Origin of the sequence: Candidatus Methanoperedens nitratireducens, assembly GCF_000685155.1 — an archaeon.
Lineage (GTDB): Archaea > Halobacteriota > Methanosarcinia > Methanosarcinales > Methanoperedenaceae > Methanoperedens > Methanoperedens nitratireducens.
Genome location: NZ_JMIY01000002.1, coordinates 167,346 through 180,034, shown reverse-complemented (window position 1 = coordinate 180,034; position 12,689 = coordinate 167,346). Strand labels below are relative to the sequence as shown.

At 45.3% G+C, this 12,689-nt stretch carries 12 protein-coding genes; 4 read left to right on the top strand and 8 right to left on the bottom strand.

All coding sequences use genetic code 11. From position 1 onward, the window contains the following. Positions 1 to 51 precede the first annotated feature (51 nt). Positions 52 to 300, top strand: coding sequence for a type II toxin-antitoxin system HicB family antitoxin (locus tag ANME2D_RS04785; protein ID WP_241763307.1), 249 nt, complete (start codon positions 52 to 54; stop codon positions 298 to 300). 134 nt (positions 301 to 434) lie between these two features. Here ANME2D_RS04785 and ANME2D_RS04780 read toward each other — a convergent pair whose 3' ends face one another. The 6 genes from ANME2D_RS04780 to hemL form a co-directional block, all read right to left on the bottom strand. Continuing rightward, entirely contained in the window at positions 435 to 2,225 is a 1,791-nt protein-coding gene (locus ANME2D_RS04780) for a YgiQ family radical SAM protein (RefSeq protein ID WP_048089455.1), read from the bottom strand. Between the two features lie 102 nt (positions 2,226 to 2,327). Then, complete coding sequence (locus ANME2D_RS04775) at positions 2,328 to 2,537, bottom strand: type II toxin-antitoxin system HicB family antitoxin (protein ID WP_048089454.1); 210 nt, start codon at positions 2,535 to 2,537, stop codon at positions 2,328 to 2,330. Between the two features lie 53 nt (positions 2,538 to 2,590). Beyond that, complete coding sequence (locus ANME2D_RS04770) at positions 2,591 to 3,361, bottom strand: uroporphyrinogen-III synthase (RefSeq protein ID WP_241763306.1); 771 nt, start codon at positions 3,359 to 3,361, stop codon at positions 2,591 to 2,593. A gap of 25 nt (positions 3,362 to 3,386) precedes the next feature. Continuing rightward, entirely contained in the window at positions 3,387 to 4,145 is a 759-nt protein-coding gene (gene cobA / locus ANME2D_RS04765; protein WP_048089452.1) for a uroporphyrinogen-III C-methyltransferase, read from the bottom strand. After that, positions 4,138 to 5,148, bottom strand: a complete 1,011-nt coding sequence (gene hemC / locus ANME2D_RS04760) for a hydroxymethylbilane synthase (RefSeq protein ID WP_081810172.1) — start codon at positions 5,146 to 5,148, stop codon at positions 4,138 to 4,140. The genes cobA and hemC overlap by 8 nt, the downstream gene beginning before the upstream one ends. A gap of 92 nt (positions 5,149 to 5,240) precedes the next feature. Beyond that, positions 5,241 to 6,506: a glutamate-1-semialdehyde 2,1-aminomutase gene (gene hemL / locus ANME2D_RS04755; RefSeq protein ID WP_048089450.1), complete on the bottom strand. Its 1,266-nt coding sequence runs from the start codon at positions 6,504 to 6,506 to the stop codon at positions 5,241 to 5,243. Between the two features lie 171 nt (positions 6,507 to 6,677). Here hemL and ANME2D_RS04750 point away from each other — a divergent pair, with 171 nt between their 5' ends. Together ANME2D_RS04750 and ANME2D_RS04745 are read left to right on the top strand one after the other, a co-directional pair. Further along, on the top strand, positions 6,678 to 7,145 hold the full coding sequence (locus ANME2D_RS04750; RefSeq protein ID WP_157833968.1) for a hypothetical protein: 468 nt from the start codon (positions 6,678 to 6,680) through the stop codon (positions 7,143 to 7,145). A gap of 91 nt (positions 7,146 to 7,236) precedes the next feature. Beyond that, complete coding sequence (locus ANME2D_RS04745; protein ID WP_048089448.1) at positions 7,237 to 8,784, top strand: glycosyltransferase family 39 protein; 1,548 nt, start codon at positions 7,237 to 7,239, stop codon at positions 8,782 to 8,784. Here ANME2D_RS04745 and ANME2D_RS04740 read toward each other — a convergent pair. Next, entirely contained in the window at positions 8,726 to 10,267 is a 1,542-nt protein-coding gene (locus ANME2D_RS04740; RefSeq protein WP_241763305.1) for a DNA-directed DNA polymerase II small subunit, read from the bottom strand. The two genes, ANME2D_RS04745 and ANME2D_RS04740, sit on opposite strands and share 59 nt — an antisense overlap. A gap of 58 nt (positions 10,268 to 10,325) precedes the next feature. Here ANME2D_RS04740 and ANME2D_RS04735 point away from each other — a divergent pair, with 58 nt between their 5' ends. Then, the gene (locus ANME2D_RS04735; RefSeq protein WP_048089447.1) at positions 10,326 to 10,925 is read left to right on the top strand and encodes a signal peptidase I; all 600 of its coding nucleotides are present in this window, start codon (positions 10,326 to 10,328) and stop codon (positions 10,923 to 10,925) included. On the opposite strand, the gene ANME2D_RS04730 is transcribed toward ANME2D_RS04735, so the two are convergent. Further along, on the bottom strand, positions 10,900 to 12,093 hold the full coding sequence (locus ANME2D_RS04730) for an ORC1-type DNA replication protein (RefSeq protein WP_048089964.1): 1,194 nt from the start codon (positions 12,091 to 12,093) through the stop codon (positions 10,900 to 10,902). The genes ANME2D_RS04735 and ANME2D_RS04730 overlap by 26 nt on opposite strands. Positions 12,094 to 12,689 lie beyond the last annotated feature (596 nt).

Here is a 12,689-nt window from a genome sequence, read left to right as displayed (position 1 = left end):
CAACTATTTAAACTAAAAAAAGATAGATAAGAATCAGAGTATGTATAACTGATGGAAATTCGAGACGTGGAGAATAATATGAAAAGAGATTTCACCATTATCATAGAACAGGATGAAGATGGCATTTATGTAGCATCTGTGCCCGAGCTTGAAGGATGCCATACGCAGGCAAAAACCTTAGATGAACTAAGAGAAAGGATAAAAGAAGCAATACAGCTTTATTTAGAAGTTGAATCAGACCTTGTTAAAGAAGTACCATTGGAATTTGTGGGCATCCAGAAGGTCGAGGTCTCAGTTTAAATGGACAAAATCAATTCCCTTCCTGCTAAGAAAGTAATCAAAGCACTTGAAAAGATTGGAAACGATGCCAAGATTACAAGAGAGGAATGGCTTGAGCTAATTAAAACTGTATAAATGTTTTATTTCGTGCCTCTCTACCTTCTCCGTATCAAACAGTTCCATTCATTCCCGATCAGATCTGTCCGCCCGGCAGTCCTCAATCCCTCATAAACCAGCCCGTGATTCCTTTTATCCTTATACTGCATAAGCGCGCGCTGTATCCGCTTCTCCCGCCCTTTCGCAACGTGGATTTCTTTCATGGTAAAAGGATCGATCCCTGTGTGATACATGCATGTAGAGGCTGTCATTGGCGTGGGCGTGAAATCCTGTACCTGCTCTGTATACATGTTATTATCGCGTATGTACTCAGCAAGCCCAACCATATCCCTGAGGGCACAGCCGGGATGTCCTGACATGAAATATGGGATGAGGTATTGTTTTTTCCCGAGTTTTTTATTTTCTGCCTCAAATCTCTTTCTGAAATCCTCAAACACCTCTCCTGGGGGCTTGCGCATAATATCCGTGACATGCTGTGATACGTGCTCGGGTGCGATTTTTAACTGCCCGCTTATGTGGTGTGCGCATAGCTCTGAGAGATAATCCGATGAATCGGCCAGTACAAGATCATAGCGTATCCCTGAGCCTATGAACACCTTTTTTACACCGAGTACCTTTCGCAGGCGGCGCAGGAGTTCAACCTGGTGATTATGAGAGGTATCAAGGCTACTGCATAACGGATGTGTGCATATTTTATCAGGACATGCGCCGCGGGTATTCCACTTACTGCAGCACATCGAATACATATTGGCAGTCGGACCTCCCACGTCATGCACTATACCTTTAAAATCAGGCATCTGTGCCATTCTTTTAACTTCCCTTATGATCGATTCTATGCTTCGGCTCTGCACTATCCTTCCCTGGTGGTGCGTCAGGGCGCAGAAAGAACAGGAAGCAAAGCACCCGCGATGGCTTATTGCCGAGAACTTAACAGGAGCAAGCGCAGGTATGGGTTCTTTATAAGAGGGATGGGGCATCCTTGTGTAAGGCAGCTCATATATATGGTCAAGCTCCTGCGTGCTTAAAGGCATGGCTGGCTTATTCTGTATGATTATAGTTTTTGGATGCGGCTGTGCAACAGGTCTTCCCCTGACAGGGTCCTGCTCATGATAGTGGAGTCTGAATGCCTTTGCGTAAAGAGTTTTATCGCGCGATATCTCAGTAAAGCCCGGTATCTCGACATAATCCTCATGCCCTATCGAGCGCCATCTGCTTATCTCCATTTTGATGACCGTGCCCGGGACATCGGTGATATTCTTTATATCCTCACCTTTTGAGAGGCGATTAGCGATCTCGATCACCTGCCTCTCTCCCATCCCGAACACCAGCATATCCGCAGGCGCATCAGCAAGAATGGATCGGCGCACCGAATCCGACCAGTAATCATAATGGGCAAACCGCCTGAGGCTTGCCTCGATCCCACCAAGCACGATTGGAGTATGCGGGAAAATAGCATGAAGCTTATCAGCATAGACTATAGCTGCACGGTCAGGCCGCCGCGGTATGCCGCCGGGTGAATAAACATCATCGCTGCGTTTTTTCAGGTTTGCCGTATAGTTGTTCACCATTGAATCCACATTCCCAGAGGTAACGCCAAAGAACAGTCCGGGTTTTCCGAGCTTATTAAGATCGGATGCGCTTCTCCAGTCGGGCTGGGCTATGATGCCCACGCTAAAGCCTGCGTCCTGAAGCACCCGCCCGATCACTGCTGTGCCGAATGAGGGATGGTCAACATAGGCATCCCCGGTAACGAGGATAATATCGAACTCATGGATTCCCTGCGCCTCTGCTTCATACAGGGACATGGGGAGGGGTAGTTGGTTTTTCATAAAAACAGAGGGATAACTATAAGTCTAATTCAAACTTGTCTAAGCATCTCCAGAAGCTCTTCTTTAGATATCTGGTTCCATATGATTACTTGAAAATAGATCTCAAACAGCTACTTCCATCATAGCAAGAATCGATGATTGACCCTGTAAACCGTAACCAACCTCATCTTCCAGGTGCAAAGCTACTGCTTCCTTTAAATTTTTTATTACCTCATCCAAGGTCTTACCTTGAGTGAACACATCTATGTCCAGTGTTCTAGCGCAGTAAGATTCACCATCGAAATAAATTTCAGCTTTAATTATCCTCTGCATAATTATATCTCTATTATACTAAAAGGCACCTTTTACTTATAACCTTTAGCTCGTTAACAATCCTGCTTCCTGCACTCCAGAAGCAGCTCCTCAAAAGTATAGCGCTCTGGCATAATCTTAACCTTTACACCAAACCCTGATAGAGTATCAGAAGTGGGTTTACCAATAGCAGCAACGATCTTCTCATTCATCATCCTGATAAGCTCCTCCCTCACCCCCGTCTCATCCGCAAGCGCCATCAGGTTCCTTGCCATCATCGAGCTTGTGAAGGCAAATATATCGATATCTCCGGCAAGTGCCAGTTCCACAAGCCTCTTATGCCTCTCATCGCTTGGCCTTATTATCTCGTAAACCTGCGTCTCATGAACCTCAGCACCTTTCTCAAGAAGCCCTCTCACAAGCTCAGGCGCCCCGTGGCTGCTTCGTGCTATCTCTATAACTGCCCCCTCGATCCCGCCAAGATGCTCAACCAGCCCCTCAGAGCTGTATGACTCAGGCACGATACTGACCACGATTCCGTTTTTTATAAGCGCTTCTTTGGTCTTTGGTCCGATCGCAACTACCTTTGTCCTGTTGAGGTATTCAATAAACTCATCAGGCTCATCCAGCTTAAGGAGTGTGAACTCAACTCCGTTTGCGCTTGTGAATATCACGTAATCCGATACCCCACCCATAATGCGCTCAACAAATCCCTTAAAATTGGCATCGGTCTTATCCACCACATCGATCATGGGTGCTGTAATGGTCTTGAATCCCATGGAACCTGCAAGCTTTACAGATTCTGCAAGATAAGCCGCAGGTCTCATTATGGCCATTACTTTCATAATCATCTCTTCAATAATTATCTCTTCAATTTCTGGCTAATTCCTGGTGGAGCTTTACCACATCACCTATAACGGTTATTGCAGGTGCCCTGATTTTTCTCTGTTTGCAGAGTCCAACGATATCCCCCAGGGTCCCTGTAGTGACCCTCTGGTCAGGACGCGTGCCCCTCTCGATCACAGCCACAGGAGTATCAATGGATTTTCCGTATTTGAGCAACTCCTTCACATTGCGCTCAAGCATGCTCACACCCATCAGGATAACGAGCGTTCCTTCAAAGCGCGCAAGAAGATCCCAGTCAAGGGCTGTTTCATCTTTTGTCGGGTCCTCATGACCTGTGATAAATGTCACCATGGAAGCGTAATCCCGGTGTGTAACAGGAATTCCAGCGTAGGCAGGAACAGCTATAGCCGATGTGATCCCCGGTACGATCTCAACTTCAATGCCTTCCCTTGCAAGAGCCTGCGCCTCCTCTCCACCGCGGCCGAAGAGATACGGGTCTCCTCCTTTAAGGCGCACAACGATCTTGCCTTCCTTTGCCCTATTGACCAGCAATTCATTGATCTGCCACTGGGAAAGCTTGTGGCATCCTGCGTATTTTCCCACATCTATACGTTCAGCGGATTCAGGCAGCATATCGAGAATCGCCTCTCCCGGAAGTTGATCATAGAGTATGACCTCTGCACTCTCGATCAGACGCTTTGCTTTTATTGTCAGTAGCTCAGGGTCGCCAGGACCTGAGCCCACAAGATAAACCTTGCCTTTTTGAGTTCTCAAATCAACCATGTTTTCCTCGTTTTGCTGTGAACATTCTTACCGCCTCATCAATGAGCTCGCCTCCGCCTTTTTGTTTAAGCTCGCTCCCGATGCGTGCTGCTTCAAGTTCATATTCATCAGGGTTTATAAACTCATCTATTTTTACGTGGCGCTTACCATCCACTGACAGAACCTCTGTGCGCACATGGATCCTATCGCCCTGCCTCTTTGCAAAAGCACCGATAGGGACAAGGCAGCCCCCGCCCAGGATTCCGATAATAATACGCTCTATCCTCGTCTCTATCCACGTATTCTCATCATCCAGCACTCTTACTGCTCTCTCTGCCTGTGAATCCTTTTTTGTGACTATCACCACAGTCCCCTGGTTCGCCGATGGAACGAAATTATCTGGATCCAGGCGCTCTCCCTGGATATCCCACTTCATCCGCTCAAGCCCTGCTTCGGCCAGCAGTATGCCGTCGTACTGTCCCTCTTTTAGCTTCCGGAGGCGCGTATCGATGTTCCCACGCAGGTCCTTAATCATTAAATCAGGCCTGTACCGAAGAAGCTGCGCCCGCCTGCGAAGACTTGTAGTTCCTATAACCGCGCCTTCCGGCAGGTCTTTTAATTTTATCCCATCGCGTGTGAGAAGAAAATCATACGGAGAGTCGCGCTTCATTACAGCAGCGATTGTAAGCTCACCTGGCCGCTCTGTCGGTACATCCTTCATGCTGTGCACAGCGATATCAATCTCACCTGCCAGCATCGTATCATCGATCTCGCGTACGAAGACCCCAAAACCTTTTACCTCATGAAGGGGCCGATCAGTGAACGTATCACCGCTTGTCTTGATGATCTTTATCTCTGTTCTAACACCATTTCTTGCAAGCAGATCAGATACCAGGTTTGCCTGGGCAAGCGCAAGTTTGCTGCCCCTTGTCCCTATCAAGAGTCGCGCCTCTTGAGGGCGCACACACGTATGGCTTTGGCCATACGTGGATTTAGAATCAGGTGGCGACTCTTGAGAGCTCATACGCATATGGCTTTGGCCATACGTGGATTTAGAATCAGGTGGCGACTCTTGAGAGCTAATATGCATATGGCTTTGGCCTAATTTCTCAGTTTTCATTTTAAGTTCCGCTGATAAGCCTTAATGGTCTTATCTATATCGTCCTGTGAGTGTGCGAGTGATAAAAAGTTTGTCTCGTACTGTGACGGAGGAAGGAAAATGCCGTCTGAGAGCATTCTTTTAAAGAATGAATTGAACTTCTCTTTATCGCATCTTAGTGCATCCTGGTAATTGTACGGCATATCGCCAAAGAACACCTTGAACATACTTGATACCCCGCTTACGCTGTAAGCCAGTCCGAGATCTGCCACAATATCAGTAAGTGCGATACGCATGAGATCACCGGTTCTGTTCACTTTCTCGTGCACCTTTTCTCTCTTAAGCGTATCTATGACCGCAAGCCCTGAAGCCATTGATACAGGGCTTCCGTTGAATGTGCCTGCCTGATACACCGCTCCTGCAGGTGAGACGTTCTCCATTATCTCGCGCTTTCCTCCTATTACGCCTATGTGAAAGCCTCCTCCCAGGATCTTTCCAAGCGTGGTCATATCAGGTGTTACCCCGTAGTACTCCTGCGCCCCTCCCATAGCGAGACGGAAACCTGTAATAACCTCATCAAAGATAAGCACAACATCGTTCTCCTCTGTCACTGCTCTTATATCTTCCAGATACCCTTTTTTTGGTATGATCGGGCCAATATTGCCAAGCACAGGTTCGATAATGACGGCAGCTACATCGTCTCTATAAGCCTCAATTGAAGATGTCATCGCCTCAATGTCATTATACGGCACCTGAAGTGTATTTTTAGTGAAATCCAGTGGTACACCTGCCGAATCTGGAGTGCCCAGTGTGGTCGCACCTGAGCCTGCTTTTACAAGCGCTGCATCATGGGCCCCGTGAAAGCCTCCCTCGATCTTTATGAACTTGTTCTTTTTTGTGAATCCTCTTGCTATCCTCAGTGCCCCCATCGTGGCCTCTGTTCCTGTGGAGACAAAACGCACCATCTCTATGCTTGTGTAGAGTTTTATTATTTCCCTTGCAAGGGCAACCTCAAGCTCAGTGGGTGTGCCGTATAGCCAGCCAGAAGAGAGCTGCTTTATCACTGCCTCTTTAATGGCAGGATGGTTGTGGCCCAGAAGCAGAGGCCCATAACCCATGACATAATCTATGTACTCGTTGCCGTCAATATCCGTTATCCTGGAGCCGTTTGCATACCCTGTATAAAATGGATACGGTTTTATGGCCCGCACCGGGCTGCTTACTCCTCCAGGAAGTACCTTATTTGCTTCCTCGAATAATTTTTTTGATCTTTCGGTGTTCATTGAACACTGAAATTAGAGGACAGGCTAATATAATTTTTGATTTTGGCACTACGAAATAATATAGCAGTATTAATTCATTTATTAATCCATTTAATGATCATAATCATAATCAACAGTAGCAAATACTTTACAAAGCTTTAAATAGATAGAAGACATTTTTACATAGAGCAGTTGATCGGGAACGTAGTTGGGAACGCAGTTAGAAGCACAGCCGCTATTCCAGATATTTATAATAGGGGGTTAATAACAATGTTCAAGGAGGCATTATCAGGTTATAAGAAGATTTTGAAGTATAGTATCTATGTGCTTATTTTATTAAATATACTGGATATAATCAGTACATATATCGGCATCAAATATTTCAATGCCTATGAGGCGAATGAAAAAGCTGCTTATCTGTTTGATCTGTTTGGAATATTATTACCATCGGGTCTAAAAATTTTAATAGTTATAATATTAGGATATACTATACGAAGTATCTGGAAAAAGACCGAATTTTTATTACTCAATACATGCGGTTGGATGAATTCAATGGTAGTTGTATTAAATCTGAACGTAATGTTTATAATAACCTTTCTCAATTTTTATTATTTCTTAATTATTATTAATAATATAAATATAATATATTATCCATCTTGAATAAGATATGTTCATCCACTCGTCCGGCCAGGAGATCTGCCAGATGAATGAAAGACAGCTTGAGGACTAATTCTTAAGATCTCAAAGACGAATGCAACTAAACAAAATCCTGCTGATAGTAGTGCTCGTATTAGCGCTCTTCTTGCGCATTTGGAGATTGGATGATGTGCCTGCCGGTTTTTACAGTGATGAGGCAAGCATTGGTTATGATGCATTCTCCATCCTTCACACTGGCAGGGATTTTCACGGTAATTCCTGGCCACTGTTTTTTGAGAGTATTGGCGAGTGGAAGGACCCGATCTATATCTATGCATCCGTGCCGGGTATCGCGCTTTTTGGTCTGAACGAGTTCGCTACCCGGCTTCCTGCTGCACTTTCTGGATTGCTCACTGTCCTTGCGCTTTTCCTTGTTGCCAGAGAGCTCTTCAGCGAGGAATTAGCACTGCTTGCAAGTGCTTTTTTGGCTGTTTCTCCCTGGGCTTTGCAGTTCTCAAGAGTGGCTTTTGAGGCCGCCGTGCTGCCTGCACTATTCTTGTTCGCGCTCTGGTTCTTCCTGATGGGACTTCGTGATCCACGATTATGGATCGCTGCTTCAGCACTTTTCGCCTTATGTTTGTATAGCTATGGCACTGGCCGTCTCTTCGTGCCCTTGTTTCTGGTTGCACTTCTCTTGATTTTTAGAGTGGAGCTGATTGCTGCGAAGAAACAGTTGGTGATTCCAGCAGTAATTTTCTTGCTGTTATCCTTGCCATTGATAATTACGGTACTGTTTTCGCCTGAAGTTATGTTTAGCCGAATGAATAGAATCAGCATCTTTGCTCTGGGTCACTCGCCGTTTGAGTTTCTGGATAACTACGTGCAGTACCTCTCAGCAGAGTTCTTGTTCTACAGAGGCGATGCCAACCTGCGCCACTCGCCCCCCGGGTATGGGCAGTTGCTGTGGTTCTCAGCACCGCTTTTGCTTGCCGGCATTGCTGCCTGTTTGCTTTCATTTGATAAGAGAAGCAAGCTTTTGTTCGCCTGGCTCATACTGTTCCCTGTAACTGCGGCCCTTACCTTTGAAGGTTCACCGCATGCTATACGCTCAATCGTCGGCATTGGTCTTTTCGAGTTGTTCGCGGTTGCAGGGGCAGCCTGGCTCTTTGATCTCACCAGGAGGCTGGCCGGCCATAGGATTGCGATAATGTCCGGGTTCTTGTTTCTGCTGCTTGCTGGTGCTAACGCTTTTATCTTCACAGGCGACTATTTCTCGAAATACCCTGCCCAATCGTCAGTCTGGTTTGAGAGTGGTCTTGGTGATGCTTTTAAGTTCGTGGGACAAAGACAGGGCGAGTACGATTATGTGGTTTTGACGCCGCGGCTTGATAAAGCGTGGATCTACGCCGCTTTCTATCTTGGTATTGAGCCCGAGCTCGTACAGAAAGGAGACTATGGAAAAATCATCCAGTGCAACCCCTCATCGTGCGACCTGAGGGGCAGGCTATTGCTGCTTGAGCGTATATCAGAGCCTGAGCATATATCACAGTCCGGGCAGAATGTGCTGCTGCTTACCGTTAAGAACGCTGCAGGAAGAGATGCGTTCAAGCTGGAAGAAAAGACAGGACTCTGTAATCCATGCTTGCAAGATCAACTATCGTAGCCCGGGCAGGCATGGGCTCAAGGTTCATTCTCTTCTGGAACTCTGTCTGGCTCTGCCAGGTACCGCTATTCACTGTCAATACATCCCTGTATCGTGAAACTCCAACCGTATGTACATGCCCGCAGTGAAGTATATCTGGTACAAGATCGATCACGAAATGATCCTCTTTTTCAGGTGCAATGGATACCCTGCCACCGTATATGGGTGAGAGATGCCGCAGTTTAAGCATTTCACTCATTGGTTTTGTGGGGTCTGAATAAGACAGACCCGGAATGCTTGCAATAATATCATCCATCGACCTTCCGTGGTATATCAAGACCTTTGCGCCCCCTATATCCACCATCGCCGGGTTTCCAACAAACGTTATATCGCTCCTGAACACCCTGGTTATTCTCTCAGGAAAGCGGGGCTGAGGTTCAGCCTGCCTTACAGCATCGTGGTTTCCTGGTGAGATAATAATTTTAATATGCTTTGGCACAGCCTCAAGATACGCTGCTGCTCTCTCATACTGCTCATAGATATCCAGAATCGCAAGCTCCTTATCCTGATTGGGAAACACCCCGATTCCATCAACCACGTCCCCTGCGATGACAAGGTAGTTAATACCATTAACATCATCACCAAGCCATTCAACAAAATCAAGCCAGGCATCCTCAAGAAAGGTCTTGCTACCAACATGGATATCTGAGATAAATACTGCTTTTCCTTTTGCCCTCGTCCTATCAAGCATGGTTCTCTGTGTATTGGGTATATCCGGCCTGATTATCTTATTTACAAACATAAGATTGCCGTCGCTGGAGAGCGTTCCTGTAACCCCTATTACCTCATCAAGGAGGATAGTGTTTGCAAGTTCAAACAGCTCTTTATCCTTCTCTTTGTGAATCAAAATAGATATCGTTCCCGTAGTATCCTCGATCTCGATCAGCTTATGTCCGTTTGCCGTAGTCCTTATATCCATCACCATACCGATAAGGGATAGCTGTTCTCTTGTATCCAGGTTTCTTTTCTTTATGCTCTCAATAGGTCTTCCGCTTATTCTTTTTCTCAGCATATCCCCGAGCAGACTATGGCGGTGCTTGAAATACTGGACAAAATCCGTGTATTCCCCTATACATGTTGACTGGTTTGTGATATCCGAGAGTACCGTGACCGTGCTGCTCGCTGTGATTGTTTTCCCTGCAGGTTCCACTTCCTTTGCATTTTTTATGAACTCCCCTGTCTGCGCTATTGTATGGTCAAGAACAATTGCCTTATTGATGATATTTAGGGTTTTGATGTGCTCTGTTCCTACCACCAGTACTGAATTATCGATTGATCTTAGTACATCCTGTATCAGTTCAGGCGAGGCACTCATCCTTAAGATATCAAGCGCATCCGGGTCTATCTGGAATCCGGATTCAGCAAAAACCTGGATAATCTTGCCTGCCTCCATGTCCAGAGCATATACCTTGAAACGGGATAAGATTTTTCCCTGGATACACATCCAAATTCTTCAGTACTGTAGAAACCTTTATACTTCCCCTGATTGATTATATTATCACATGCCTTTAAGGGAGACAATAAAGAAATTTAATCAGAGTGATAATCTCTGGGTAGGGCTTTTGCGTGATTTTATTTTTGTGATCGTAGTTGTAGCTATCTTTGCTTCCATATCACATACAGCGCTCGGGCTATGGACACCCATGGTTGCGGTGGAGAGCGGAAGCATGCTTCCCCATATCCAGATAGGGGATATCATCTTTGTTGAAAGCATCGACCGCACTGAAATTATCACATATGAAGCAGGAAAAGAGAGTGGTTACACATCCTTCGATTATTATGGTGATGTAATTCTGTATAAGCCATATGGAAAGGATGGCGCTACACCAATAATACACCGGGCCATGTACTATGTTGAGGAGGGTGAGCCCATGTGGGAAGACGGACCTGAGGCACCCCATGCAGGTTATATCACAAAGGGAGATAATGCAGTGACTAATCCCTCGTACGATCAGCAGGGAAGCATAAGTTATCAGCATCCGGTAAAAAAGGACTGGGTAATCGGTGTGGCACGCTTTTACCGTGTACCTGTACTGGGCTATGTTTCACTTATTCCAAGAAAGATATTAGAGGATATCAGGCATATAATTTTGTCTGGCTAGACGGTCTGTACTCCTCAAGCGGCTTTAATCTGTAATCCTCAAAAAGTACTTTTCTCGTGCTGTCAATCGGAACGCTCAGCGAGATCTCCTTGGTTCTGCCATATCTGCCCTTGCTCACCACCGTTGCGTTCAGGATTCCCATCATATCAAGTTCAGATATCAGATCTGTCACCCTGCGCTGCGTCAGTACCTCAATCCCTATAATCCTGCACATCTGCTTGTAGATATTGTACGCTTCTCCTGTAGTTATGTTGCCATCGTAGCACAGAAGCACTGCGCTTAACAGAACAAGTTTCGACTGGGTGGGAAGTGTCTTCACCACCTCTACTACCCTATCGATTTCGATTTTTTCCTGTGCCTGCTTCACATGGGCCTCAAGAACCTTTGCAGATTTAGCACGCTCTGCGATCTCACCCGATACGCGCAGTAGATCAAGAGCCCTCCTTGCATCGCCATGCTCCTGCGCAGCGTATGCAGCGCACAGCGGAATTACAGTCTCTTCAAGTATTCCCTGTTTGAAGGCCATTTTAGCTCTCTCCTGCAGAATGTCCCTTAGCTGATTGGCATCGTATGGGGGGAATATTATCTCTTCTTCACCAAGAGAGCTCCTTACTCTCGGGTCAAGGAACTCCGTGAATTTCAGATCATTGGTAATACCGATCAGGCTGACCTTGGCTTTCTTAAGATCCGAGTTTATCCGTGTAAGGTTGTAGAGTACACCATCACCTTTGTCTGTAAGCTTATCCACCTCATCGAGCATTATTATCGCAATGCGCTTATCGGAATCAAGTGCATTTTTAAACTCTGAATACACCTGATCTGTCGGCCATCCGGTCATGGGGACTTCCCTATCAAAATGCCTGGCAAGAGATGCCAGAAGTCGGTACTGGGTATCTACGACCTCGCAGTTTATATAAATCACAACACAGGGAATTCCATAGAGCTCACCTGTTCTTTCAAGCTCCTGTCCTACATGCTTTGCGACTGCTGTCTTGCCAGTGCCTGTTTTTCCATATATCAGAACATTAGATGGAGTTTCACCTCTCAGTGCAGATACCAGAACTGTGGCAAGTGCCCTCACCTGATCGCTTCTATGTGGAAGGTAATCCGGTGTGTATGTTGAACGGAGAACATCTCTGTTCTCGAAGATATTCAATATCGTAAGCATGTCTTCGAAGATTCCCCTAATAGTTATTGTTCCTTTCTCCAACGATTCGACTCTCCTATGCCATTGATGCAATAGAAGGATAGGTATTAAGACTTTTGGTTATGACCCCTTTATTTCAACTGGAACCTGTAGAGAGATGTTAAATAATATCACTGTGTTCCTGATCGCTAGCTATCAATTTTTAATGTTGTGTTCTTAAAGGCCAGAATCTGTATTTCATTATCTGTGTGATGGTAGTATTATTTCCACTGGAGAGTTACCAGCAAGACCAACCCCTTTATTTCAATTGGAAAACATAAAACCAGTTTTAAAGTGATTATTGATATTAAAATATAAACCAGTGGGTACTACTCATCAGTTGATTGTATATATTCTTTTCCATTCTTTATTTAAATATGAGACATATTAATAAACAAATCAAGATAATAATTTGATAGATAATCCTACTGATAATCCGTTACGTGATAAAATCAAGATAATAATTTGATAGATAATCCTACTGATAATCCGTTACGTGATAAAATCAAGATAATAATTTGATAGATAATCCTACTGATATTTGATAGATAATCCTACTGATATTTGATAGATAATCC